This window comes from Membranihabitans marinus (assembly GCF_021729155.1).
GTDB classification, from domain to species: domain Bacteria; phylum Bacteroidota; class Bacteroidia; order Chitinophagales; family Saprospiraceae; genus Membranihabitans; species Membranihabitans marinus.
This window is the reverse complement of sequence record NZ_JAJQYA010000014.1, coordinates 44,666-70,949: the sequence shown is the minus strand read 5'-3', so window position 1 is coordinate 70,949 and position 26,284 is coordinate 44,666. Positions and strand designations below refer to the sequence as shown.

Genomic DNA, 26,284 nt, shown 5'->3' with positions numbered 1-26,284 from the left:
TATGAAAAACAAAACCTTTAAAGACAGACGTCATTTTATTGAAAAAATGGGAGTGGGCTTTCTTTCGGTATCTCTATGGGATATGGAAGGCAGTGCTCGATTGTGGAAGTCGATAACGAGTAAAAAATCGCCGGTTTATTTTACCAATGGATTTAAGATTAGCGAGTTGACTTCAAATTCAGTGGTTATTTGGACCAGGCTTTGTGGTCAGGAAAAACCCAATCCAGTGAGGCATGAAAGGAGGGAGGAAGTATTTAGGCATCCCATCGATTTTGATGAGAGTCAGCCGGTAGATCAGATGGATGGTGCGGTAAAAGGACAGGAAGGTTTGGCTAGGGTGAAAATCACTTCATCAGATGGAGAGTGGGTGTCGGATTGGATGACGGCCAACGAGGGCAATGATTATACGATAAAAGTGCCTTGCGATGGATTGAAGCCATTAAAGGAATATCAATTGGAGATTGAGGCCAAAGCGAGTAAGCGAGGTCCGGTAAATTCCATCTCTACGACTTTTAAAACCCCGCCTACGGCGGCAGATATTGTGCCGGTAAATATGGTGACCTCTACTTGTCAGTATTTTTGGAGTTTTGATGACGACGAGAGAGGATTTCAAACCTATGATACCATGAGAAAATTAAAACCCGATTTTTTCGTGCAAACCGGGGATTATATTTATTACGACAAGCCGGGGCCGTTGGCCAAAAATATTGAGCAAGCGCGTCATAAATGGCACGCCATGGATGGGTGGTTGTCTTTAAGGGATTTTTACAAGGAGGTGCCTATTTATATGATAAAAGACGATCACGATTTGCTCAAAGATGATGCTTACAAAGGGAAGGGGAATTATGGAGACCTTTCGATTGAGGATGGTATAAAGATATGGTATGAGAATGCTCCTATTGTCAAGAAACCTTATCGATCTATTCGCTGGGGCAAGGATTTGGAAATATGGATGGTGGAAGGAAGAGAGTATCGATCTCGAAACGATATGGAGGATGGTCCTGATAAGAGTATTTGGGGGGAAGAGCAAAAAAAATGGTTTGTGGAAACCGTGGAGGCTTCGGATGCTACATTTAAAATCCTAATTTCCGCCACCCCTGTTGTTGGGCCTGATCGAGAGCGCAAATCAGATAACCATGCCAATGCGGTGTTTAAACATGAAGGAACTTGGTTGCGAAAATTTATTGCCAATCAAAAAAATATGTATGTAGTGAATGGGGATCGGCATTGGCAATACGTTTCTCAAGATTTGGAAACGAAAGTTATGGAATTTGGATCTGGCCCCATCAGCGATTATCATGTGCAAGGTTGGAATGCTGAGGATTATCGGCCTGAGCATCGATATTTAAATTTAAAAGGCGGATTTTTGGGAATTGAGGTGTTTCGAAAAGAAGGTAGGCCTTATATTCAGTTTCGACACTATAGCGCTGAAGGGCAGGTGCATCATTTAGAGGAATTTTCTGTGTAGAGAAATAATGGTTAATTATTATTGGTTAATTGGGAAGTCGAAGGAGTCGAGGCCACGGTTCCGAGGTGAACGAATGAAGTTGTCAGAACAGGATGGAAAAGATGTTGTGATATTCAAGATAATCTTAGCCCAAATCATAGACAATAACTTGTTCACTCTTATTAGCCCTGGAGAGGATTCGCTCTATTTCGACATCCCTCAGTGCAGCGGCTTCAAAAATCATCTTGACCATCATTCTATCTTATTAATCCTGTTCAGACAAAGGGCTACGGCGTGGTTGCGCCGTATGTCGATAGCGAATTACGGAGGCGATATCTTCTAATTAATTTTGACGACGTAGAGACGCAATGCATTGCGTCTCTACGGAATTGTCAGAACATGATGGAAAAGATGTTGTGATATTCAAGATAATCCTAGCCCAAATCCTAGCCAGCAACTTGTTCAATCTTATCAGATCTGTGGAGGATTCGCTCTACTCCGCTCAGTCAGCGACCTCAAAGATTATCTTGCCGATCTTTCTATCTTATTAATCCTGTTCAGACCACTTATCATCAGACAATGGGGGAGGCCTAGCTGATAATTATATTTCTGTGAATAAATCCGACATATGGATGGCGATAACGGGCAAAATAGCGTCATATGTTAATAGTTTTCGATAATAAACGATGATTTGTTTTATTGTATAATTAGTTTGCAAACTATTGTATTGTTTATGGATTTTAGTATATATTTAAGAGATAATTGCTTCAGGGAAAGGATGGGATCAATCTTTTGCAAAATAGCCATTGAACTTGTTTAAAATATATTAAAATCGCCGGATATATGGATTTTGCCATTATAGACATTATTGCTTTCGTAGGGTTTCTAGTTTTTGTCATAGGGGTCTCTCTATATGTATCTAGAAATAAAGAGAATACTGAGGATTATTTTTTAGCGGGCCGGTCATTATCGTGGTGGGTGATTGGGTTGTCCTTGATTGCCTCAAATATTTCTACCGAGCATTTTGTCGGCATGGCTGGTCAGGGATTTAGGGGGGATATTGGATTGGCCATTGCCAGTTTTGAGTGGATAGCCGCCTTGGCCTTAATTGTGGTGGCTTTGTATTTACTGCCCAAGTTTTTGCAGAGTGGCATCTATACCATCCCGGAGTATTTGGAGTATCGGTACGACAAGAAGACCAGAACATTGATGTCGGTATTTATGTTGGTTTTTTACGTCTGTATCACCATAGCCACAGTATTGTATGCCGGGGCATTTGCATTAAAAGAAATTTTCGATATTTCTCTGATCAAGGGGGTGTGGATGATTGGATTGACGGGGGGATTGTACACTGTCTATGGGGGATTGAAGGCCGTGGTTTGGTCTGATGTAATTCAGGGGACGGCCTTGTTGTTGGGTGGAATGTTGGTTACCTATTTAGGGATGGTGGAAATCGGTGGTTGGGATGCCTTTGTAGAGCTTTCCGATGGGAGGTTGCACACTGTCCTGCCATTGGATCATCCAGAATTGCCTTGGTTGGCCGTTTTTCTTGGCGGGATGTGGATTCCCAATTTATTTTATTTCGGATTAAATCAATTTATTACCCAGCGGACTTTAGGGGCTAAGAGTATCGTGGAAGGGCAGAAAGGGGTGTTGTTTGGGGCCAGTATTAAGTTGTTGATTCCATTTATCATCGTTTTTCCTGGGATAATTGCCTATGAATTATACGGAGGGCAGATTGCCAATGGCGATGCGGCTTATCCGACCTTGATTACGGAATTGTTGCCGGCAGGTCTGGTAGGTATTATGTTTGCGGCATTATTTGGAGCCACAATGTCCACCTTGGACTCCCTGTTGAATTCTGCTGCCACCATATTTGTCATTGATATTTACAAACCATTTATAAATAAAAATATTTCTTCTTCGGAATCGGTGCGTATTGGTCGAATCAGTACATTTTTTCTAATGATATTGGCTTGTTTATGGGCGCCCATCATCAGTCAATTTGAGGGTGGATTGTATTTGTTTTTACAGTTGTACTGGGGTTTTATTCAGCCAGGTGTGGTTGCGGTTTTCTTTTTGGGATTGGTATGGAAAAAGGTGCCATCGAATGCGGCGTTTTGGGCTATGTTGTTAAATATTCCAGTGTATGGTGGGTTGTTATGGGCTTTTCCGAACATCGCATTTTTACATCATATGGCCATAACTTTCTTATTCGTCTTAGCGTTTATGTCCATATACACTTATTTAAGGCCGGGCAGCGGTGTTAAACATCATACGACCATACCGGTAAAATATGAATTGGATTACAAGTTGCAGCCTGTGGTCAAGATTTGGGCGGTGGCCATATTTATAGCGACGGTGAGTTTATATATTATTTTTTATTGATCAAAAGGGTAAAATTTTAAGATATGGATACGGTAAAAAAAGAGTTTCGAAATTATGATCAGAGTGATGCGACGGCGGCGGTGAGACATCATTACAAAAAGATGAGGCAGAATCAGACTTACGATTACGTAATGGAGATGAAGAAAAAATATTTGACATACGATATGCCTATGGATTTATGGGATGCATTTATAAAGCTCAATGATTTAATCGATGTCAGTGATCCCGATCTCAATCTGCCCAATATTCAGCATTTGGCGCAGTCGGCCGAGGCCATACGGCAGGACGGTCGACCGGATTGGATGCAGTTAGTGGGATTGATTCACGATTTGGGGAAGATGATGTATCTCAAGGGCAACGATGCCGATGGAACCAGTCAAGCGGAGCAATGGGGATTGGTGGGAGATATTTTTGTAGTGGGAGCAGCATTGCCCGACACCTTGGTATATCCAGAGTTCAATGCGTTGAATCCCGACATGGCCAATGAGAAATACAATACCGATACCGGGGTATACGAAGCGGGTTGCGGATTAGATAATTTACACTTGGCTTGGGGCCATGATGAGTATTTATATCAGGTATTGTCTCATCACAAGGGCAATCGTCTGCCCAAAGCCGGGATGGTAATGATTCGGTATCATTCCTTCTATCCATGGCATACTGGAGGCAGTTATCGGTCATTATTGAAGCCTGAAGATGAGGAATACAGAGAGTGGATATTGGATTTCAATCAATACGATCTTTATTCCAAGAGTGATAAGATATACGACGTCGAGGAGATCATGGAATATTACGGCCCTATAGCCAAGAAATATCTTGGCGACGAGGTAATTAATTGGTGACCGAATGAAGTTGCTCAATAGAGCAACCCGATGGACTAAATGTCCATCGGATGAGGATGACCGAGCAAAGTGCGTAGCACCATTGATCCTAAATGGATCAATGGCGAGGGAACCACGACCACTGTGTCGTGGGTGGGTAGGCCACTGGCTCCGGCGTGGTATTAATAATACTTCATGTTAATCTTTATTGGCATCAATGGATAAAAATTTCGATTTGTGTAAATTAGATTTAGACGCAAGGCTAACCCACCCACGACCCGGAGGTCGTGGTTCCCTCATCCAATCGACGTTAAGTCGATTGGGTACTTTGTACTGCATTCGGTCATGTCTCTACCAAGCGTGTCTGCACTGTAAATCGATAGAATTTCATGGAATCTCGTCGCAGCGCAGTGGCTAACCCACCCGAGGTACAGTGGCCTCGGCTCCCTCATCCAATCCATATTTAATGGATTGGGTACTTTGTACTATATTCGGTCGTTCTCGCCAGAGCCCGATTTACGGGCTCTCCTACCCACCCATGACACAGTGGTCATAGCTCCTTCATCAGATGAACATTTAGTTCATCTGGTTGCTCAATAGAGCAACTTTATTCAGTCGTGCACTTTGCTCGTTCACTCCGGCGTGGTATTAATAATACTTCATGTTAATCTTTATTGGCATCAATGGATAATAATTTCGATTTATGTAAATTAGATTTAGACGCAAAATTTTGCGTCTCTACGGAATAGTCCGAACATGATGGAAAAGATGTTGTGATATTCAAGATCATCCTATACCCAATCAATTTACTATGTCTTTTTAAATTCAACCATGAATAAAAAATTGAACTTTTTTTAACTTCACTGGTGTTATATCTATAGTTTAATATTTTCCTCTATGGTGGACATTCGAATAATGTAATGATCCTGTGAACATTTTTACATTACTTGTGTCTTAGCCATATATCCCCAAAAATAACGTGAAATATCGATGCAGAATAAAATGAAGCGATCTGTATATAGTCATTTTGATTTTACAGATTTGTATGACGAAAACTTTAGTAAAATTTCCAAATTTGTCCAAGACAATAATGGAAATACGGCAGACGCAGAAGATTTATTTCAGGATACCATGATGGTATTGGTCGAAAAACTGAAGAACGATGACTTTGTACTGACGGCCTCAGTGAATACCTATGTGTTTGCCATCAGTAAAAATCTCTGGACTAAAAAACTACAGGACGAAGAATACCATTTAACCCTAGACGAATTAAATGGTAGCGACTTTCAAGATCAAATCGATGCCGCTATCATTAATGAATTGTCCTTAATGGAAAAACTCAAGCGATACCTCAATAAAATAACCGACCACTGTCATCGGTTGATAAACGATATGTTTTTTAAAGGAAAAACCATAGAGCGGATTCAATCGGAGTACGGTTATACGACAAGACACAACGCACATAATCAAAAATACAAATGTATCCAACAGATTAGAAAAGTGAAGGAGTCAGAGGAATTATTGAATGATTAGATTAAACATGAAAGTAGGGATGATTTTTTGATTATGATACTACATAAAGGGAAAGATAAACCTTGATGATCAATTTATGTAGTAGTAATGTGTGATGAAATTATTATTCATTTAAAACACATATATCATGATTAAGAAATACTTTTTAGCACTCATTATCTCCCTTACATTCGGATGGAACTTGCAAGGGCAAGATGCTACCATGTGGACGGTCGATAAGGCCCATACCTCGGTCAATTTTGGCATCAATCACTTCTTTAACGAAGTCAAAGGTAAATTTACCGAATTCGATGGAAGCTTTCATTTTGATCCCGACCAATTAAATCAAAGTGGATTTTCTTTTATCATTCAGGTAAAGAGCGTAGATACAGACAATGAAAAGAGAGATAATCACCTTCAGTCCGCGGACTTCTTCAATGCAGAACAATTTCCAGAAATAAAATTTGTTTCCACAAAAGTGGAAATGATTTCAGAGAATAAATACCAAGCCATGGGCAACCTCACCATTAAGGATGTGACCAAAAATATAGTCATTCCGTTTTCCGTTACCGGGCAAATGGAACATCCTATGATGGAAGGTAATCTCATCCTCGGTTTGAGAATCGACACCACTTTGGATAGGACGGATTACGGTGTCGGTGTAGGAGATTGGGCGGCGACCATGGTGGTCGGCGATGAAGTCAGGATAAATATACCTATGGAACTCAATCGCAAGGTTACTTCCAAGTGAGAAGATGACCGAGCGAAGTGTGCAGCACCATTGATCCTAAATGGATCAATGGCGAGGGAACCGGAGCCACTTGCTCCGGCGTGACTGCCCCATCCATCGTTAGCGAATTTCATGGAATCTCGTCGCAGCGCAGTGGCTAACCCACCCGAGGTACAGTGACCTCGGCTCCCTCATCCAATCCATATTTAATGGATTGGGTACTTTGTACTATATTCGGTCGTTCTCGCCAGAGCCCGATTTACGGGCTCTCCTACCCACCCATGACACAGTGGTCATAGCTCCTTCATCAGATGAACATTTAGTTCATCTGGTTGCTCAATAGAGCAACTTTATTCAGTCGTGCACTTTGCTCGTTCACCGAGGCGTGAGTATGTTTCTTAATAAAAAATATCTTATAGATAAATAAAATCTAGATCCTCAGAATCCATTTATCACAATTTTGATTTCTCACATTCCACCGTTTATTTTTTGCCCTTGAGACCCTTCATTATTTTCTTGGCAAAAATTACGGGCTTGGGCTTGTAGCGAAAATAATGGACGATCTGTCCTCCAAATCCTTTCTTAAACTGCATCAATGATGGATTCTCATATCCTCCCATATCGTAAACCTTGTAATCCATAGATTGAAATCGGAGAAAATCACAGTGAAACAAATAGGTATTGGCCATCCCCGCCATCTGTCTATCCTCAGGTCTAATAAATTGTCGGTAATTGGAGATGTTCATAGACAGCAATACCACTTGGTTCTCTGCATCCATCAAATGACCGTGCATGGCCAAAACTCCCATTTCGCTGTGTTGAATCGTAGTAAACAGTCGATGATGAGCTGGACTCAACATCTCCATGGGATAGTAGTCTACCGCTTGGTTCTGCCTCACTACACTGTCTTGTAAATAGTAGAAGGGCCGCCCATCTCGATGCACTTCAATCCTAAAATCCATATCTTTAGACCGTTTCACATATCGACGAACGCGATACTGATAAGAGGCAAGCAATTCTTCCTCCCTAGCCTCTAGATCTAGGACCAGTGATCTAAACGATTCTTTTTTATAGTAAAAGGAAGTCTGATCGAATGTGCAATAATCATAAATATCTAACGAAAACCTCGGCAGATTGCGGGGAAAATAATAGGTGGAGAGTCTTTTCGATCTATCCCTTATCATCTCAATAGAGTATTGTTATATCAAAACTCATAAATGATGGCATTGATATTCATACCTGCTCCTACTGAAGTCAATACAATCTTGTCGCCCGGTTGAATAGAATGATCAGACATTTTACCGTGGAGAATTAAATCCAATAAGGTAGGCACTGTAGCTACCGAAGAATTCCCCAGATAATCTACCGTCATAGGCATGACATTGTCTGGTATTTCTACATCGGGATACAATTCATACAAACGCTCCAAAATAGCCGCATCCATCTTGCCATTGGCTTGGTGGATCAATATTTTACTGATGTCGGCGAGATCGACCTTGGTTTTGATTAAACAATCCCGGATCGCCGTCGGTACATTTTCCAAAGCATATTGGTAAAGACGTCTACCGTGCATTTTCAAAAATAAGTCCGATGGATCTTCATGTTCCTTGTTGTAAGAGCCATCCATAAATAGGAGGTGGGCGTGATTTAAAGTGTCGGATCGACTGCTGTGACCAATGATGCCAATAGGTGATTCGCTTTCTTTTCGCTCTAGAATGGCCGCACCGGCTCCGTCGGCATACAATAGGCTGTCGCGATCGTGGGGATCACAGACTCTGGACAATATATCGGCACCGATTACCAAAATGCGATTTACATCACCAGACCTCAAATAATAATTGGCCTGAATCATGGCCTGCACCCAACCTGGGCAACCAAAAGTAATGTCGTAGGCTATGGTGGCAGGATTTTCGATGCCCAATTTTTGTTTTACTCTAGCCGCTAAAGTAGGTAAGATGTCTGACCGATTTTGTCCGGCTTTTATATTGCCAAAATTATGGGCCAGAATAATATAATCCAAACTCTCCACATCTATTCCAGCATCTTCGATGGCGGCTTGGGCTGCCATGTAGGCGATGTCTGAAGTCACATATTTGTCCGAAGCATGACGGCGCTCGGCGATGGTAGTGATTTGCTCAAACTTATCTAAAATTTCGCTGTTTTCCTTTTGAATCTCTCGACCCTTGCCATCGTAAAACACATGGTCAGCGAAGGCTTCGTTCTCTACGACATTGGCAGGAATATAGCTTCCCGTCCCTATAATGACACTATAATTATTATTCATATAAACTTAAAGGTAAGAAATTGTCCGATAAATTGACATTATTTCATATCACGACCTATTTATGAGGCGGTTGGTTTATGAGGAAGAGAATATTTTTTATAATATTGATTTTGAATTATATAATTATAAAATTATCTTTGTTTCTTATATTATATATACTAATATAGAAGTATTTGTTGTCATATTTATTGTTCTTGTCAGGCTTCAATATCAAACTTATAAGAACCCTTAATACATGTTGTTTAATTCTATAGATTTTGCTATTTTTTTACCTATTGTATTTACCCTTTATTGGTACTTGGGCAAGAACAATGTTAGGTTGCAAAACTATATTGTAGTATTGGCCAGTTACTTCTTTTATGGTTCTTGGGATTGGAGATTTCTGTTGTTGATTTTGTTTAGTACTCTTGTAGATTACAGTGTAGGGCGGAGGTTAGGTATTGAGGAAAGACCAAATAAGCGGAAATTCCTATTATGGATTAGTTTGATTGTAAACCTTGGAATGCTAGGGTTTTTTAAGTATTTCAATTTTTTTCAGGATAATTTTATAGCGGCTTTTACCTTTATGGGACGGGACATTCAAGCGAACTCACTAAATATTATTCTTCCTGTAGGTATTAGTTTCTATACCTTTCAAACCCTGAGTTATACTATAGATGTGTACAAAAAGAGACTGAATCCGACAAGAGATTTAATGGCATTTACAGCCTTCGTTAGTTTTTTTCCCCAATTGGTCGCAGGACCCATCGAGCGGGCTAGTCATTTATTGCCTCAATTTTATAAAGACAGAATTTTTGACTACTCAAAGGCCGTTGATGGCATGAGGCAAATTCTATGGGGCCTTTTTAAAAAAATAGTCATCGCTGACAATGCGGCACAATTGGCCAATGAAATCTTTAACAATTCATCTGATTATCCTGGCAGTACTTTACTTTTGGGGGCGATATTTTTTGCTTTTCAAATTTATGGTGATTTTTCTGGATATTCTGATATTGCCATTGGGACTGCTAGATTATTTGGTATTGATTTAAGACAAAATTTTGCCTTCCCTTATTTCTCAAGAGACATTGCAGAGTTTTGGAGGCGTTGGCATATTTCCCTATCCTCTTGGTTTAAAGATTACCTTTATATTCCTTTAGGAGGTAGTCGTAATGGGAAGTGGTTGAGTATTCGAAATATTTTTATCATATTTCTAGTGAGTGGATTTTGGCATGGTGCCAATTGGACTTTTATTGTATGGGGTGGACTTCACGCCCTATTCTATTTGCCTATATTTTTGTTTAAAATAAATAGAAAGAATACCGATGTAGTAGCTTCAGATAATATCTTCCCCACCTTTCTAGAATTATATCAAATGATATTTACATTTGGGTTAACTACCTTGGCATGGATATTTTTTAGAGCTAATGACCTCAATCATGGCATTTCTTATTTTTTGACCATTTTCTCTTCATCGTTTTTTACATTGCCAAGAATTAATTATTCTAAAATGTTAATACTTCCATTAATCGCGATGATTATAGGGTTTATATTCATTGAATGGATAGGAAGAAAAGATAAATACGCCATAGAAAAAATTGGATTAGTATGGAAGAAAAAGTATCGAATGGCATTTTATTATAGCTTGTTTTTTATGCTATTTCTATTCTTAGGAAAGGATCAAGAATTCATTTATTTCCAATTTTAATCTATGAAATTATTTATCGTTAAAATTGTAAAAGTACTTTTATCTTTTGTGATGTGTATATTCCTTTTTGTCATTTCCTTGCATTGCTTACGTCATGAACAATTGAATTATAAATTAGATAAGGAAAAGGAATATTTGATTATGGGACATTCTCACCCCGAGCAGGCTTTTGATGATGGTATAATTTTGAAATGTAAAAATTTAGCAAAGTCAGCTGAAAATTATTTTTTTACTTATCAAAAAATAAAAGAGATATCGGGAAATCATCATATTAAAGCCATTTTTATAGAGTACTCCAATAATGTTTTAACTTCAGGTGTAGATCAATGGCTTTCTAATTTTGATAGAGTGAACAAAGCATCTCAGGTCCATTCTCCATTTATGAGTTTAGAGGATATTATTTATCTTTATAGAAGATTTCCTAAAGAATTTATTCAATTAGTCTCGACGTCTACTCGGGTCAATTTAATTGATTTAATATTACAAAGAAATAGTTTTAAATCAAATTATGGTGGTTTTACACCAAATACAGTCAGTAATATTGATAGTCTATTGACAGAACAGAAACAAGGTGTTCAAAGAAAAGAGGAAGAATTGCTAGATCCTAATGAAAGTATCTTGTATTTAATTAAAATATTGGATTATTGTAGTGAGATTGGCATAAAAACCTTTTTAATAAGGAGTCCTCAGCACCTTAAATTTTCTAGGAGTAATGAAGAACAATTGAGGGGTATATTGAAAAACGAACTTAAGAATGTTGCATTTTTAGATTTTGATCGGTTTCCTCTACTAGATGAAGAATATGCTGATTTTGGTCATTTAAACCAAAAAGGAGCAGTTGTTTTTTCAACATGGTTTAATACTTTGTTAGAAAACGGATTGCTTCAAAAAGATAATAAAGCTGAAATGGTGAAAGTTGAAATAGAGAAATTTAGAAAGAAAAGGGAGGGAGAAAACGATTAATTTAAATAATTGATATGTTTTTAAATTTCTTGTCCCTTCCATTTTTATAATTATAAACGCATTTGGTATAAGAAGACTAAATGATGAACTCGCTTATCATTTTAAGATATTGTTTAACAACGATATCTTGATCAAATTTTTCAACCGCCATTTGCCTACTCTGCCGCCCCATTTCGCGAAGTCTGGGATAAGGTAAGGCCATTATGTTTTCCATTTTCTCGGCGAGATCAGCGGAATCTTTAACCTTACAGGTGAATCCATTTTCTCCTTCAATGACTGTGTCTCTACAGCCCGCCACATCACTAACCACCATAGGTTTGGCCATGCTCATGGCTTCTAGACATACACGGGGCAGGCCTTCTCGATACGATGGAAGGACTAGGGCATCACAGTTGGCAATATAAGGTCTGGTGTCATCGACTTGACCGTAATAGGTCAGATAGGATTTTTCTTCCCATTCGCGGAGTTCCTCCTCTGATAATGTAGCTGGATTCTGATCATCGATACCGCCCACGAGGTGGAGTTTGAAGTGATGGTGTTTTTGGGATAAAAGATCTGCTGCAGCCTTGAGTTCTCGAATTCCCTTGTCTTTTAAAAATCGACCGACAAATAAAAAGACAAAGTCATTGTTTTCTTTCTCACCTACAGGGTCTGAGGGAGCATAATGTTTGGTATCGATTCCACTTCCCGGTACAATAGACATCTTATCAGCGTGACCGATTTTTAGTTCGCGGAATAACTGGAGGTCGTCGGAGTTTTGAAAAAGGATTTTATCTGCCCTAGAAAATGCCCGATGATACAAAGCCTTGACCAATTGGTTGATCCAACCCTTTTGAATAAAGGTATAACCCAATCCAGTCACTGTACAAATGGTTCGAGTATCGGTAGATTTACCCGCCATGGCACCGAAAATGTTGGGTTTAATGGTGTACAACAAGGCTACATTGATATGATAGGTCTTGAACAGGGATTTTAGTTCTCGGTATAAGCCATAGTCGGCCGCCATGTTTTTCCCCTTGCGCTGTAAATGTTTTAGCGGGATGAAATGAGCTCCCCAGGATTCTATCTCACTCACATATTCATCGGAAGGAGCAATGCAGTAGACATGATAACCTTCAGCTAAAAGGGCCTTGACCAATCCTTGTCTAAAATTGTAAATATTCCATGCCGCATTGAGGACGATGGCTATGTTTTTCTTGGACATAGGTTAATCTTGAGATGCTTAGTAAATCAAATAGAGAATACTTCCTCTATTAATTTTTTCTCCAAACTACTCTTTGAATGTAGTCGGAATAACTTAAAATGATTTTTAAAACCTTTTGTGAAACATCGGGCATGGTGTAGTCAGCCACCATCCGACTCTTATAGGGCGGCGTTTGGTTTTCTTGGTCTTGCAATACGGCTAAACCTTGAATAACCCGATCTTCGTTGAGCCCGGTCATGATTACGGCAGCTTCTTCCATGGCCTCGGGACGCTCATGGGCTTCTCTCAAATTCAGGGCTGGGAAACCCAAAATCGAAGACTCCTCCGAGATGGTTCCGCTATCAGACAAGGTTGCTTTGGAGGATTGCTGCAGTCTAACATAATCCAAAAATCCGAGAGGTTTTAACAATCTCACCTTAGAATGAAAAATAAGCCCCAATGCATCGATGCGGTTTTGGGTGCGTGGGTGGGTAGAGACAATGATGGGTAGGTTGTATTCTTCTGCTACCCGATTGATAATACTGGCAATCTTTTTAAATTGATGTTCGGGGTCGACGTTTTCAGCGCGATGACTGGAAACGACAAAATATTGACCAGTCTCTAATTCCAATTTATTTAATATTGTGGATTCTTGAATCCCACTTCGATAGTGGTTTAAAACCTCAAACATGGGGCTGCCGGTCTTTATAACTCTTTCTGGCGCTAGGCCTTCATTGAGTAGATATTCTCGAGCAATAGAACTATAGGTTAGGTTGATGTCGGAGATATGGTCTACGATTTTTCGATTGATTTCTTCGGGCACTCTTTGATCAAAGCAGCGATTGCCGGCCTCCATATGAAAGACGGGAATTTGCATTTTTTTGGCCGGAATGGCGCATAGACAACTGTTGGTATCTCCCAATACCAGAAAGGCATCGGGTTTTTCATCGATCAAAATGGGTTCAACGGCTGCAATGGCATTGCCTATCGTGTGGATGGCGGAATTGCCCGCTGCATTGAGAAAGTGATCGGGGCGTTTTACTCCCAAATCATTGAAAAATATTTCATTTAATTCGTAATCGTAGTTCTGTCCCGTATGAACCAATACATGGTCAATGGCCGAACTGTTTTCAAGAGCAGCAAGTACCCTGGACAATCTGATGATTTCTGGACGGGTTCCTATAACGGTAACAACTTTTAAACGTTTTATATTCATGGTTAATTTTTATACTGGGATAAAGTAAGTGTCTGCATCGGTGGGATCATAACTTTCATTGATCCAAAATAAAGTGGTGAGTATTCCTTCGCCGATATTTTTAATATTATGGGTGTACCAGATGGGCATATCCACAAAAGCGGGCTGATCCCCACTGATAATGTATTCTATGACTTTGTCATCGTCTATCTTTCGGATTTGTATCAATGCCTTGCCATCGATGACGGCAAAACGTTCGATCTTCCTGGTGTGAAAATGATTGCCTCGGGTAATGCCTGGCTTGGTGGTAGAATACGAAAACTGCCCTTTGCCCATACTGCGGACCACTTCAACAAATGCCCCTCTATCATCTTCGTGTTTGGTATAAAAGAAGGGGAAAAAATCTTCGGGAAGATAACTGCGAAAAGTATTGAATAAATCAATTTCAAATGGATCCATTAATTGAGGAAACTCTCCCTTCTCCATATAACATGCCTTAAAGCCTTCAAGCATGGCTAGGGTTTTTGAAACTTTAGCCGTATATCGAGGTCGGATTTCAATTTTCCCCTTGGACTTATTCAAAATAATCTCTGCAATGTCTTTAACCAAGTCATTGACATAGATCAGTGATACATCAGAATCTACAATGATCTCTACTTTCTCGTTGTGAATCAATCGATGACAGAAAGTGGCTATAAAGGAATTGTAATTGGGCCGACCAAAGGGGCCAAAAATATTGGGAATAATGAGGCCTGAAGTCATGGCATTGTTTTTATTAGCCCAGAGCTCTAAGACTTCCCTCCCTTTGAGTTTTGATCTTCCATAGGGATTGTCTTGGTATTCTTGTGTAGAACTCGACATAATAATATGAGGCCGACTGTCCGTATCTTCGCAGGCTCGAACCAATTTTTCTACAAGATCTATATTTATTCTATACAACTCATCGGCATCAGGATGTCTATTGACGGCCGCTAAATGTACAATACTGTCGCAGGATTTGACAAAGGCTTGCAATTGTATCGGTTCTTGAAAATAGGAGGACTCGAATGGGATAATTTCAATGTTCTCATTGAGTTGAAGATAATTGTGGAGATGGCGCCCTAAAAATCCCTTATTTCCGGTAATCCCTACTTTAATCATAATATTTATTTTTTGAAATAATCAATATCGAATCGGTAGTCGTCTTCTGTACTGCCCAGTAAATAATCCCCCATCACCAGTATTTGGGCATGATCTTCCTGGGCTTGTATGGCCGTGGCATAGCCCGCTGGACAATGTAAAACGTCGAGGTGTTCACTGTTGAGTTCAAACTCGAGCACGGAAGGTGTTTTTCCTTCTCGGTCATAGGTCTCAAAACTGTCAAATGGGACTACACTTACAATAAAAGAACCGGAGATGGCAGAAAACCATCTTTGCTCTATTTTATGTGCCTTCCACCCTCTATTGAGGTCGGTATTTATATTTTCAATGACATAGATTCTCCTCACTTGAGATAAATCGTAGTCATTGTTGTAGCGAAGTTTTCCCCTGTGGTCGGTAAATAATTGACCGGGAATGATATGTGGTACAGTCATTATTCTGGATGATAGTCAATGTTGGTTGCCCCGTAGATGTCTTGTTGAATAACGGGCAACTTTTTTAATAAATTTTTGATCCCTTCTACGTCTTGTCGTTCGGTATTGTGAGAATTGTAATCTTCTACTTCATCGATGGCATCACTGCCTTCAAAAAAATATCGGTTGTAATTTAAATCGCGATTGTCGGCTGGAATTCGGTAAAATTCCCCCATATCCTCAGCCTTTAGCATTTCTTCCTTGGTGCACAGAGTCTCATATAGTTTTTCACCATGTCTGGTCCCGATGATCTTCACTTCAGATGGAGAATCGTACATTTCTTTCAAGGCCGTTGCTAAATCGCCAATGGTACCTGCGGGAGCTTTGTTCACAAACAAATCCCCAGAATTTCCGTGTTCAAAGGCAAAGAGGACCAATTCCACCGCTTCTTCTAACGACATCAGGAATCGAGTCATATGGGGATTGGTAATGGTTATGGCATCTCCATTTTTAATTTGATTGATAAAGAGGGGGATGACAGAACCTCTTGAGCCCATAACATTGCCGTATCTGGTCAAACAGACCGAGGTGTCGGTTAGATTACGAGCCGCTGCTACCGCTACTTTTTCCATCAATGCCTTCGAAATGCCCATGGCATTGATGGGATAGGCCGCTTTGTCCGTACTGAGACAGATGACTTTTTTAACCTTGTGGTAGGCAGCCGCATCAATCACATTAGCCGTCCCCATAACATTGGTTTTGGTCGCTTCCAAAGGGAAAAATTCACAGGAAGGTACTTGCTTCAGTGCTGCTGCTTGAAATACATAGTCGACTCCGCGCATGGCTTTTTCTATGCTGTCATAGTCTCTGACATCGCCAATATAAAACTTCAATTTGGGATGATTGTAGCGCTTACGCATATCGTGCTGTTTCTTCTCATCCCTAGAGAAAATTCGGATTTCATTGAAATGATCACTGTCTAAAAACCGATTGAGTACGGCCGTACCGAAGGAACCTGTGCCTCCAGTAATGAGTAAAACTTTGTTTTTAATTTCCATGTTATTTATTATTAAATGCTTTGACCCAATAGATATAATTTTTCAGTCCCAATTCTATATCCACTTTTGGAGTGGAATTAAGGCTTCCCGAGCTTTTGATATATCGGCCAAATTATGTAATACATCACCTTTTCTTAAATTGGTATATTCACTTCTATGGATTGATTCAAAGATTTTTGGATGAATCTCTCCTGTTTAGGAATGATAAATTTACGACAGTTCTTTATCATGGCATAGCAGTAAGTTAACTTAGACAGGGTCAATTGATTTTTAAAACGAACCAAATATCGGAGTGTAGAATCATTGATGCCAAAATTAAGTATGATCAAATAGTACAATATCTATACCGTAATATTAAAGATCCCGCTTTCACTTTTGTCCAAATAGTGGGTAGAAAACGGCGTAAAGATCATGGCTATCATTATAAATAAAGTCAGGTAAGAGAGAATAACACCTGATTTGCGTTGATTTTCGGTATTTAATTGAGTTTTAATTTTAATTGGAAATCATTATTTTTATCAAGGATCTAGTGTATAGATCTGCCCCTTGACTATTTAAGTGATTGGTATCTTGCCAATAATCTCGGTCTGACATGAAACTTAACCATCTTAGATCGTGAGTATTCTCTGTATGTTTATAGTAATTACTATGACAGCCGCCAGCTATGTAATAGATTATTTCGCAGTTATACATTTTTTGGTAAATGGGGATAGATTCTATGAATTTTTGAATTAATTTTTGACTAAAATGATCTGCCTTATCTCCATTTCTTTGTTTTTTAGCCACTTTATATTCGTCCTCAATGAATGGTACGTATTTACGAATTTTTTCGGCTGGAAGATATTTATAGGGTCTCATTCTTATTTTTTGTAACCATTCAATTGAAAGAATGTCCGTAAAGAAGGCCTTTAAGAAATTTAGTTTCTCATCGGAATGACCATATTTCCATATCGTTTTAAGGTATTTCCATTTCGAATTAATTATAATCCAAGATTTTTCTGGATGAACATTTATATTATCCTTTGTTTCAAGTTGAATATAAATTTTTTTACCTCCTAGCAGTTTCCGTTCTCCTAATAGGTGAAGGTAATGTAACGATTCAAGTCCATATTGTGCCCCAGTTGCGACTACATGTACCTGTCTTCCAGTTAAGGATTGATATAGTGAATCGTTTAAATGGTATAATGTGTGTGAACTTCCTATAAATACGTCTTGACTTTTCTTTAGGTTGGTCACATCCTTGTCGGGCAACATTAATATGTTATTGGTTTTATCCCATATAGTCATGAGAAAGATTAGAACCAAGGTATAAATACCGAAATGTAATAGATATTTTAAAAAATGTAGCATTAGAAATTAAAATAGATAAAGGGCGATTTATTTTGAATAAGTGAGAAATAAATAATAATTAAGAAGGTTAGACTATCCACTACTGTCCAATTTTGAAATTCTATTTTTTTATATTTTAACCAATCAAGAATAAATATAATACCACAGGGAAATAGGTATTTAAGAAAATACAATGTGGGAATATCGAAGGTAATTATGATTCGCTTCAAATAATCAAATGCGATAAATAAATTATCCGCCCTAAAGAAAACCCACCCTATGGTGACTAAGAGAAAGGTTAAAAGGATGTTCAATATTTCGAAGGGCCGGGGTAAAAAATGATCCGTTGATATTTTTAAATATTTGCGATTGGTTTTATTTATAAATGCCGGTATAAATAAGACGGTGTGATAAAACCCCCATGCGATAAAAGTCCAATTGGCCCCATGCCAAAATCCACTGACTAAGAAAATAATAAAGATGTTTCGTAGGGCTATAGGTTTGCTCACTTTGGATCCTCCGAGTGGGATATAGAGATAATCTCGAAACCAAGTAGAAAGGCTAATGTGCCAACGTCTCCAAAATTCTCCAATATTTCTTGAAAAATAAGGGAAATTAAAGTTTGTCATTAAGTGGATTCCAAAAAGTTTTGCCACCCCTATTGCGATATCTGAATAACCCGAAAAATCTCCATAAATCTGAAATCCAAAAAAGACAGCACCAAGAACTAAAATGCCTCCATGGTATTGATCATGATGGGCAAAAATATCATTCACTATGGGGGCTAAAGAATCTGCGATTACTACTTTTTTAAATAAACCCCATAGAATTAACCGCATTCCAATGATGGCATGGTCGTAGTTGAATGTCCGTTTATGTAGAATTTGAGGAAGGAGATTTGATGCACGTTCTATGGGACCGGCTACCAATTGTGGGAAAAATGATACAAAAGCGGCAAAACAAAAAAAGTCTTTAGTGGGCTTAAGTTTCTTGTTGTATATGTCCAGAGAGTATGACATGGTCTGAAAGGTGTAAAATGAGATCCCCACAGGAAGTATAATATTGAGAGTCCAAACATAAGTTATAGGAAAACCCATACCTGCCATTAAATCAACCCATGAATCAATAAAAAAATTGAAGTATTTAAAGAAACCAAGGAGGCCAAGATTAAAAAATATAGACAAGATGAGCCATCTTTTAGCAGTCTGGTTGTTTGCAGTGTTAAAGATTTTTAGTCCAACAAAATAGTCAACTATGGTACTCAATAATATAAAACCTAAGAACCTCCAATCCCAATATCCATAGAAAATATAACTGGATATCAATAATAAGAAATTTTGATACTTTAAATTGCGATTGCATACAAACCAATACAGTAAAAAAACCGTTGGTAAAAAGAGTAGAAATTCAAAGGAGTTAAATAGCAATATTTAATTTTTTACAGTTAATATATTTTCGGTTCGAAATTTAAAATTTCTCATAGCAAGGATTTATATCCACATAGAACTTTATTGAATCACATCTATTACCTTTTGGTTTAAAATTATCAGGAAGACCTATTATTTTATTTTTTCCTTATTTTTTTTGTAAAAAGGATATTATAGGTCCTCATAACATTGCTATATATGGTCAAGCAGACTGATCCCTCGGGTCGATTTCGAATCGAAACAATTGCTACTATTTTAACCTAGAGATTAGCGACATCACTAAAATTGGCCATGCCCATTGACTGGCTTTAGTATCTCTAAAAGAAAAAAATCGCAGGAAGGTACTTGCCTCAGTGCTGCTGCTTGAAATACATAGTCGACTCCAAGCTTGGCTTTTTCTATGCTGTCGTAGTCTCTAACATCGCCGATATAAAACTTCAACTTGGGATGATTATACGGTTTACGCATATCGTGCTGCTTCTTCTCATCTCTGTAGAATAATCGTATTTCATTAAAATGAGCGCTATCTAAAAACAGATTTATACGGCCGTACCGAAGGAACCTGTGCCTCCAGTAATGAGTAAAACTTGATTTTTGATTTTCATGTTAATTCTTATTAAATGCTTTAGCCCAATGAATATAATTTTGCAGACCTGTTTCTATATCCACTTTTGGTGAAAAATTCAAGGCTTTTCTGGCTTTTGAAATATCGGCCAAACTATGTAATACATCACCTTTTCTTACATCGGTATATTCTACTTCTATGGATTGATCCATAGATTCTTGGATGAGTTTAACCAATCGATTGATGGTGATCTGGGTCTGAGAAGCACAATTAAATGCACCTGAAATTCCATGGGATTCAAAGGCCTTAATATTCGCTTGTACTACATCGTCGACATGGATAAAATCTCTGGTTTGTTCGCCATCGCCATAAATGGATATTTTTTTATTTTCCAAAGCCAAAAATACAAATTTGGGGATGACATTGCCATAGGCATCAAATCTTTGATTTTTGCCATAGACATTAAAGTATCGCAGGCATATTACTTCCATATCGTATAGGTGACCGTAGGCCAAACACTGCTTCTCCATGCATAATTTACTCGCCGAATAGGGTGATTCCGGATCAATAGGATGGTCCTCTTTAATGGGCACTGTCTTTAGTTCTCCATATATTCCAGCGGAAGATGAAGCTACTATTTTTCTTACTTTATGTTTTCTAGCAGCTTCTAAGATGTTTAAGGTCCCGATAACATTGATTTGTGAGTCTAAAATGGGATGATCGATCGACCTTTTGTTGCCCACAGATGCCGCAAGGTGAAAGATGGTGTCAAAATTTCCATTTCGTATTATCTTTTCCACAGCTTCTCCATTACAAACGTCTTCTTCGAAAAAGGTGACATCCAAATCTCTGATATTGGATTCGTAACCCGAAGATAGGTTATCGATCACTGAGACCGAATGGCCTAAACGGATTAATTTTTCTACAAGATTTGATCCTATAAATCCTGCACCCCCTGTTACCAATAATTTCATGATTGTTTTTTTTGTAATTGAAAATTATGTATAAATTCTTGAAAGGCATCACTGTGATTTCTATAATCAAAGTGGACTTCAGCCGTTTTTCTAGCCGCCTCTCGCATTTTATTTTTTTCTGCTTGCGTACTTTGCAAGGCCAATAAAATGCTTTCTATTAGTGATTCTAGACTTTCATCTTTACAAACAATTCCTTGGTCCATATGGTGGACGTATTTTGAAAGGTTGCTGGTATGATTGAGAATGACTGGTGTGCCTACGGCCATGGATTCCACCAATTTAGTCGGGAAGCCGGCTTGACTTACCTTATTAACTGGTCTTTGCAATAAACTGAAATCAGCATTCCTGGTGATGGCTATGGCTCTTTCTTGTGACACTCTACCTTCACTAATAATAAAATCCGGTATCTCAAGGAGGTTTCTTTTTAGAATGGCCTGAAATTGCATTAGTCGATTCTTTTGAATTCCCGCTATATGTAAGACTAGAGATCTTTCATATGTGGGATGATTTTCTACTATTGCAAAGACGGCTTCTAAGTAGTTGTTGAATAAGTCCTTTCTTCCCGGATTGCCTGTGTAAGACAGGACAAGAATGTTTTCATTAGCATGTAAATTTGGACTAACGTTTTTTGTATCTATTAATGGGGGTAATTTTATTGTGTTTTCAACCTTCTTTCCGTAATATTGGGAAATATAATCACTGATAGCAATAACATTATTACAACGAGGAATTAATCTCCTCATGGCATATTCTATATTCCAATAATAGGGATTTAACCAATGCTTCCATCGATTACTGGCCTGATACCATTCCACCGTATCAAAAGCCAATGGTATACCATTATTTCGACAATAGGGCAATAGCTTTATTAGAAAAGGTGAGTAACCACTGTATAGGATAATGCCTTGAATATGGAGTTCTTTGTGATCATTCATCCATTGAATCGAATGATGGCCTTGCTGGATGTATTGCTGGATCTTTCCTATTTTAGATTTCGTTGCTGTAGAATTAGTTTCTACGGAATAAATATTGATGCCTCGATATGTTATAGGCTGAGAAGAATTTATTTTTTCATTACTTGGACTGCCGAGGATGATGACCTTGTATCCCGCCTTTTGCATACTCATACAGTTGTAGAGCACTCTACTAAACGCAGCACTTGGACTGGGGCAGGGAATGGGACTTATATATAATATGACTTTATCCACCAACAATCTTGGTTTTAAGTTGATTGACTAATTTTTTTATCATGTTCTTTTCTTCCGTATTCATATATATTAGGTAAAGCGTCCATATACATATGGCAATATGTATCCCTATCTTTATAAAAAAAGGAAACCACCGATCGGCTACCATGAAACTCAAACCTATATTGGCAATACCGAGGATAAGTATGGTGGGCAGAATAGCGATCCAAGTTGATAGTATGAAATATTTGATATCGAGAAGTTGTTTGATATGGATATAAGTATTGATAATGATATATCCCAATAAGATACCCACTCCTGTAGAAACAGCAGCTAATACAATACTTTGATGTACTTTAAGAAAGTAAATGGTAAAACCGATATTGATCAGGGAAATAAAAAAGATTAACCTGGCTCGAAACCAATACAATCCTTTGACTTGCAATACCGTATTTCTGATATTGCCCACAACTTCCAGACTCTGTGGTATCATAATAGCCAATAGTACATAGTAGGATAAGGTAAAATCTGGGCCCAACCACAACTGAATAAATTCATAACCATATAAACCTAGGGTCGTCACGATCAATAGTATGCTCATTAATTGAATTCGCCCCACCTTAATGTACAATCGACTGCGTTCTCTAAGGTCTACATTTTGGTCTAATTTATCTATAAAATTGGGAATCATGACCCTAGAAATAGATGTGGAAAAACTTAAGATGTACTTTTGAAAGAAGATGCCGGCAGCATAGATGGCTACCATGGAAGCTCCCAAATACGAACCGATAAGGATATTGTCCAATTTCCAATAAATTTGTTCTACTACGACGACTAAAAATATGGGACTGCTGTAATTTAGCAGTGTCTTTATCGTCTGTGTAGAGTATTGTAATAGAGAATAGGGGAATTTTAATTTTCTCTTTACGTAGTAAATCTTGTAAACAATACCTAGGATATTGATTATAGCAGATATATAGACTACAGCCACTAATTTGTAACCGAGGAGTAGAAATACAACTATTAGGCCAGTGGTTAATAAATAGCTTATGAGCTCTATCCACTTCAATAAGGCAAATTTCTCATAGGCCATTAAGATGGCTGAAAAGGGATTCATTACTATCGAGAATAAAGTACTGACCAAGGCGATTAAGAAAGTGATTTCTAATAAATATATTTCCCTTCCATCCATCGACTGACCAAAGAAGGTATCTAGGTTGAAATAAAGGAGGGTCCCAATGCCTATTATCCCAATACCGATGCTAGAATAGAACAAATTAATTCCAGCTAAGATTTCCTTGCTCTTGGGTAAGTTCAATTGATTCTTAATTTGAACCAAGTATCGAATGGTGGAATCATTGACTCCGAAATCTAAGATAGCCATATAGGATAAGATTGATACGGTTATATTAAAAATACCGTATTCACTTTTGCCCAAACTGTGAATTAAAAAGGGCGTATAGACCATGGCTATCGCTATCTTTATAAACAAAGTAAGATAAGATAGGATAACACCAGATTTTCGTTGGTTCACCATGGTTTATTTAATTTCTAATATGATTAACTTTTTTAATGCGGGACTTTGTTATTTTGTGTAATTGAATTGAAAATAATTATGTTTTTTATAGATTAAAATGTGTTGTTTGTTAAATTATTAATATTGAATGTAATTGTTCTCATTTCTAATAATAAAATCTGATATTAAACTTCGCCCGTGGTTGTTCCAATGTTTATCATATCCAAAATTTGTTTTGTATTTGGATTTTGAAAATATATTAGTAATGTCTAAGACTTTGGCTAAGGAATTTAATTTTTGAATTATTAATGAATCTATTTCACTTGAATCAATAATAAAAATGACCTTTGACCAATCTATATGGCTATTATTAATTAATTGATTGATATTATGTATTTTATAATTAGGTTTGTCTATGTTCTTTGAATGAAATCTAAATTTTTCTTTTATTGTTTTTATATAGCCATTATGATTTAAAAACATAAGGAATTTGAAATTTCTATAAATTGTTGATATTAGTGTATTTGTTCTTTCTTTCTGATGATTGCTTATCGTATAAGTAGACCTATTGAAATCAGAATTGTTTAGGTATATATATATTCTATCTAAAACTTTAAATTTTGATTCATTTGTTTCTATTAAATGAATAATACTTGCAAAATCATATCCAGAAAAACCAAATTCATAGCAAATAATTGGAATTTTATTCATGATTTTAATTCCAATGGATTGATCTACATCTTGATTAAACCCTTCTATATAAGAATCCCCAAATAATCCAATTTTTGTGGTATCACTGTGATTAAAAGAGTAATTTAAAGTTGAATTAAACCCAAAATTATTTATTCTATATTTTGATACTGTTTCTTTTTTTGTGCCAGTATAGAAATAGCCTTCTTGAAAAGGTACCCATTTTTCATTACCATAGTCATCTATCATTCTTAAGGGAACATCATTGTAAAAATGTAATATTCTAATGATAATTTCTAAAAATAATAATAGAAATATAGTAAAACCTAATGTTTTTAATATAAAATATTTCATTTTTAAAATTGAAAATATATAAATGAGACATCTTTATGTTCACTACTTGCAATAAATATAGCAAAAACTAGACTAGCGTATAGGCTATATCGTAGATATTGGTATTTATTGAAATACGTTATGATTTTGTGTTTTTTATGTAAGATATATTCTACAGTTAACATGATTGACACAGCAAAAATATAATCAATCATTCTTCGATTTTCAGGATGGTGATATATTGAAAAATCAAAGTTTAAAATAATTTTTTTAATAATATCGATAGCTATGGAGATATTATCAGCTCTAAAAAACACCCATCCTATAGTTACTAAAAGAAAAGTCGTAATAATGTTAATTAATTCTTTATAATCTGGGAAAAAATGATCTGTGTTAGTGGTTATATACTTTCGGTTCTTTTTATTTAAAAAGGACGGTATAAATAAAGCGGCGTGGTAAAACCCCCATGCAATAAAAGTCCAATTGGCACCATGCCAAAACCCACTGACTAAGAAAATAATAAAGACGTTACGTAGGGCGATAGGTATACTCACTTTTGATCCTCCAAGAGGAATATAAAGATAATCTCGAAACCATGTAGATAAGCTAATGTGCCAACGTCTCCAAAATTCTCCAATATTTCTTGAAAAATAAGGAAAGTTAAAGTTTGTCATTAAATGGATTCCAAAAAGTTTTGCCACACCTATCGCAATATCAGAATATCCTGAAAAATCACCATAAATTTGAAATCCAAAGCAAATAGCACCTAAGAGTAATATACCACCATTGTATTGGTCATAATGGGCAAAAATATCATTCACTATGGGGGCTAGAGAATCTGCGACAACTATTTTTTTAAATAAACCCCATAGAATTAATCGCATTCCAATGATGGCTTGGTCGTAGTTGAATGTCCGTTTATGTAGAATTTGAGGAAGAAGGTTTGATGCACGTTCTATGGGACCGGCTACCAATTGTGGAAAAAATGATACAAAAGCGGCAAAGCCAAAAAAGTCTTTAGTGGGCTTGAGTTTCTTGTTGTAAATGTCAAGAGAATAAGACATGGTCTGAAAGGTGTAAAACGAAATCCCAACAGGAAGAATAATATTGAGAGTCCATGTATAGGTAATAGGAAACCCCATACCTGTCATTAAATCAACCCATGAGTCAATAAAAAAATTGAAATATTTAAAGAAACCAAGGAGACCAAGATTAAAAAATATTGACAAGATGAGCCATTTTTTGGCAGTATTTTTTTTTGCATTGTTAAATATTTTTAGTCCAACAAAATAGTCAACTATGGTACTCAACAATATCAAACCTAAGAATCTCCAATCCCAATATCCATAGAATATATAACTGGATATTAATAGCAGGAGATTTTGATACTTTAAATTGCGATTGCAAACAAACCAATACAGTATAAAAACTGTTGGTAAAAA

At 37.3% G+C, this 26,284-nt stretch carries 21 protein-coding genes and 1 pseudogene; 7 read left to right on the top strand and 15 right to left on the bottom strand.

All coding sequences use genetic code 11. The annotated features are described in order from the left end of the window. The first annotated feature begins 1 nt into the window (after position 1). The 5 genes from LVD51_RS10670 to LVD51_RS10650 all read left to right on the top strand — a co-directional run bounded on the left by LVD51_RS10670 (position 2) and on the right by LVD51_RS10650 (position 6,919). Entirely contained in the window at positions 2-1,468 is a 1,467-nt protein-coding gene (locus LVD51_RS10670) for an alkaline phosphatase D family protein (RefSeq protein ID WP_236971222.1), read from the top strand. Positions 1,469-2,290: 822 nt separating this feature from the next. Continuing rightward, positions 2,291-3,835, top strand: a complete 1,545-nt coding sequence (locus LVD51_RS10665; protein WP_236971221.1) for a solute:sodium symporter family transporter — start codon at positions 2,291-2,293, stop codon at positions 3,833-3,835. 23 nt (positions 3,836-3,858) lie between these two features. Next, positions 3,859-4,677 carry an inositol oxygenase gene (locus LVD51_RS10660; RefSeq protein ID WP_236971220.1) on the top strand — a complete coding sequence of 273 codons (819 nt, stop codon included), beginning with the start codon at positions 3,859-3,861 and terminating at the stop codon, positions 4,675-4,677. 969 nt (positions 4,678-5,646) lie between these two features. After that, positions 5,647-6,189: an RNA polymerase sigma factor gene (locus LVD51_RS10655; protein WP_236971219.1), complete on the top strand. Its 543-nt coding sequence runs from the start codon at positions 5,647-5,649 to the stop codon at positions 6,187-6,189. 127 nt (positions 6,190-6,316) lie between these two features. After that, on the top strand, positions 6,317-6,919 hold the full coding sequence (locus tag LVD51_RS10650) for a YceI family protein (RefSeq protein ID WP_236971218.1): 603 nt from the start codon (positions 6,317-6,319) through the stop codon (positions 6,917-6,919). Positions 6,920-7,380: 461 nt separating this feature from the next. Here the strand turns inward: LVD51_RS10650 and LVD51_RS10645 are convergent, their stop codons facing one another. Together LVD51_RS10645 and LVD51_RS10640 are read right to left on the bottom strand one after the other, a co-directional pair. Next, on the bottom strand, positions 7,381-8,082 hold the full coding sequence (locus LVD51_RS10645; protein ID WP_236971217.1) for a hypothetical protein: 702 nt from the start codon (positions 8,080-8,082) through the stop codon (positions 7,381-7,383). 20 nt (positions 8,083-8,102) lie between these two features. After that, positions 8,103-9,182: a 3-oxoacyl-ACP synthase III family protein gene (locus tag LVD51_RS10640; RefSeq protein WP_236971216.1), complete on the bottom strand. Its 1,080-nt coding sequence runs from the start codon at positions 9,180-9,182 to the stop codon at positions 8,103-8,105. A 235-nt stretch (positions 9,183-9,417) separates the two neighbouring features. On the opposite strand from LVD51_RS10640, the gene LVD51_RS10635 reads away from it, so the two are divergent. Next, entirely contained in the window at positions 9,418-10,869 is a 1,452-nt protein-coding gene (locus LVD51_RS10635; protein ID WP_236971215.1) for an MBOAT family O-acyltransferase, read from the top strand. A gap of 3 nt (positions 10,870-10,872) precedes the next feature. Further along, positions 10,873-11,832, top strand: a complete 960-nt coding sequence (locus LVD51_RS10630) for a hypothetical protein (RefSeq protein ID WP_236971214.1) — start codon at positions 10,873-10,875, stop codon at positions 11,830-11,832. Between the two features lie 76 nt (positions 11,833-11,908). Here the strand turns inward: LVD51_RS10630 and LVD51_RS10625 are convergent, their stop codons facing one another. The 13 genes and pseudogenes from LVD51_RS10625 to LVD51_RS10565 all read right to left on the bottom strand — a co-directional run bounded on the left by LVD51_RS10625 (position 11,909) and on the right by LVD51_RS10565 (position 26,071). Continuing rightward, positions 11,909-13,036 carry a glycosyltransferase family 4 protein gene (locus tag LVD51_RS10625; RefSeq protein ID WP_236971213.1) on the bottom strand — a complete coding sequence of 376 codons (1,128 nt, stop codon included), beginning with the start codon at positions 13,034-13,036 and terminating at the stop codon, positions 11,909-11,911. Positions 13,037-13,085: 49 nt separating this feature from the next. Beyond that, positions 13,086-14,225 (bottom strand): non-hydrolyzing UDP-N-acetylglucosamine 2-epimerase, encoded by a 1,140-nt coding sequence (wecB, locus tag LVD51_RS10620; protein ID WP_394803169.1) that lies wholly within the window; start codon positions 14,223-14,225, stop codon positions 13,086-13,088. Positions 14,226-14,240: 15 nt separating this feature from the next. Continuing rightward, on the bottom strand, positions 14,241-15,350 hold the full coding sequence (locus LVD51_RS10615; RefSeq protein WP_236971211.1) for a polysaccharide biosynthesis C-terminal domain-containing protein: 1,110 nt from the start codon (positions 15,348-15,350) through the stop codon (positions 14,241-14,243). A 5-nt stretch (positions 15,351-15,355) separates the two neighbouring features. Continuing rightward, entirely contained in the window at positions 15,356-15,784 is a 429-nt protein-coding gene (locus tag LVD51_RS10610; protein ID WP_236971210.1) for a WxcM-like domain-containing protein, read from the bottom strand. Beyond that, positions 15,784-16,821 (bottom strand): polysaccharide biosynthesis protein, encoded by a 1,038-nt coding sequence (locus tag LVD51_RS10605; protein WP_236971209.1) that lies wholly within the window; start codon positions 16,819-16,821, stop codon positions 15,784-15,786. The genes LVD51_RS10610 and LVD51_RS10605 overlap by 1 nt, the downstream gene beginning before the upstream one ends. 495 nt (positions 16,822-17,316) lie before the next feature. Next, on the bottom strand, positions 17,317-18,108 hold the full coding sequence (locus LVD51_RS10600) for a hypothetical protein (protein WP_236971208.1): 792 nt from the start codon (positions 18,106-18,108) through the stop codon (positions 17,317-17,319). 62 nt (positions 18,109-18,170) lie between these two features. Next, on the bottom strand, positions 18,171-19,334 hold the full coding sequence (locus tag LVD51_RS10595; RefSeq protein ID WP_236971207.1) for an MBOAT family O-acyltransferase: 1,164 nt from the start codon (positions 19,332-19,334) through the stop codon (positions 18,171-18,173). 549 nt (positions 19,335-19,883) lie between these two features. Further along, positions 19,884-20,182: pseudogene (locus LVD51_RS10590) on the bottom strand (polysaccharide biosynthesis protein); the annotation flags it as partial. Between the two features lies 1 nt (position 20,183). Beyond that, positions 20,184-21,116: a GDP-mannose 4,6-dehydratase gene (locus LVD51_RS10585; RefSeq protein ID WP_236971206.1), complete on the bottom strand. Its 933-nt coding sequence runs from the start codon at positions 21,114-21,116 to the stop codon at positions 20,184-20,186. Continuing rightward, on the bottom strand, positions 21,113-22,324 hold the full coding sequence (locus tag LVD51_RS20130) for a glycosyltransferase (protein ID WP_236971205.1): 1,212 nt from the start codon (positions 22,322-22,324) through the stop codon (positions 21,113-21,115). The genes LVD51_RS10585 and LVD51_RS20130 overlap by 4 nt, the downstream gene beginning before the upstream one ends. Then, the gene (locus LVD51_RS10575; RefSeq protein ID WP_236971204.1) at positions 22,317-23,840 is read right to left on the bottom strand and encodes an oligosaccharide flippase family protein; all 1,524 of its coding nucleotides are present in this window, start codon (positions 23,838-23,840) and stop codon (positions 22,317-22,319) included. The genes LVD51_RS20130 and LVD51_RS10575 overlap by 8 nt, the downstream gene beginning before the upstream one ends. A 117-nt stretch (positions 23,841-23,957) precedes the next feature. Further along, positions 23,958-24,863: a hypothetical protein gene (locus LVD51_RS10570; protein ID WP_236971203.1), complete on the bottom strand. Its 906-nt coding sequence runs from the start codon at positions 24,861-24,863 to the stop codon at positions 23,958-23,960. Between the two features lie 2 nt (positions 24,864-24,865). Next, positions 24,866-26,071 (bottom strand): MBOAT family O-acyltransferase, encoded by a 1,206-nt coding sequence (locus LVD51_RS10565; RefSeq protein ID WP_262912760.1) that lies wholly within the window; start codon positions 26,069-26,071, stop codon positions 24,866-24,868. Positions 26,072-26,284: the final 213 nt, after the last annotated feature.

What these genes read in the sequence shown, in the direction of transcription:
- LVD51_RS10670 (WP_236971222.1), top strand. Translation starts at nt 2, where the DNA reads ATGAAAAACAAAACCTTTAAAGACAGACGTCATTTTATTGAAAAAATG.
- LVD51_RS10665 (WP_236971221.1), top strand. Translation starts at nt 2,291, where the DNA reads ATGGATTTTGCCATTATAGACATTATTGCTTTCGTAGGGTTTCTAGTT.
- LVD51_RS10660 (WP_236971220.1), top strand. Translation starts at nt 3,859, where the DNA reads ATGGATACGGTAAAAAAAGAGTTTCGAAATTATGATCAGAGTGATGCG.
- LVD51_RS10655 (WP_236971219.1), top strand. Translation starts at nt 5,647, where the DNA reads ATGCAGAATAAAATGAAGCGATCTGTATATAGTCATTTTGATTTTACA.
- LVD51_RS10650 (WP_236971218.1), top strand. Translation starts at nt 6,317, where the DNA reads ATGATTAAGAAATACTTTTTAGCACTCATTATCTCCCTTACATTCGGA.
- LVD51_RS10645 (WP_236971217.1), bottom strand. Translation starts at nt 8,082, where the DNA reads ATGATAAGGGATAGATCGAAAAGACTCTCCACCTATTATTTTCCCCGC.
- LVD51_RS10640 (WP_236971216.1), bottom strand. Translation starts at nt 9,182, where the DNA reads ATGAATAATAATTATAGTGTCATTATAGGGACGGGAAGCTATATTCCT.
- LVD51_RS10635 (WP_236971215.1), top strand. Translation starts at nt 9,418, where the DNA reads ATGTTGTTTAATTCTATAGATTTTGCTATTTTTTTACCTATTGTATTT.
- LVD51_RS10630 (WP_236971214.1), top strand. Translation starts at nt 10,873, where the DNA reads ATGAAATTATTTATCGTTAAAATTGTAAAAGTACTTTTATCTTTTGTG.
- LVD51_RS10625 (WP_236971213.1), bottom strand. Translation starts at nt 13,036, where the DNA reads ATGTCCAAGAAAAACATAGCCATCGTCCTCAATGCGGCATGGAATATT.
- LVD51_RS10615 (WP_236971211.1), bottom strand. Translation starts at nt 15,350, where the DNA reads ATGATTAAAGTAGGGATTACCGGAAATAAGGGATTTTTAGGGCGCCAT.
- LVD51_RS10610 (WP_236971210.1), bottom strand. Translation starts at nt 15,784, where the DNA reads ATGACTGTACCACATATCATTCCCGGTCAATTATTTACCGACCACAGG.
- LVD51_RS10605 (WP_236971209.1), bottom strand. Translation starts at nt 16,821, where the DNA reads ATGGAAATTAAAAACAAAGTTTTACTCATTACTGGAGGCACAGGTTCC.
- LVD51_RS10600 (WP_236971208.1), bottom strand. Translation starts at nt 18,108, where the DNA reads ATGACTATATGGGATAAAACCAATAACATATTAATGTTGCCCGACAAG.
- LVD51_RS10585 (WP_236971206.1), bottom strand. Translation starts at nt 21,116, where the DNA reads ATGAAATTATTGGTAACAGGGGGTGCAGGATTTATAGGATCAAATCTT.
- LVD51_RS10575 (WP_236971204.1), bottom strand. Translation starts at nt 23,840, where the DNA reads ATGGTGAACCAACGAAAATCTGGTGTTATCCTATCTTATCTTACTTTG.
- LVD51_RS10570 (WP_236971203.1), bottom strand. Translation starts at nt 24,863, where the DNA reads ATGAAATATTTTATATTAAAAACATTAGGTTTTACTATATTTCTATTA.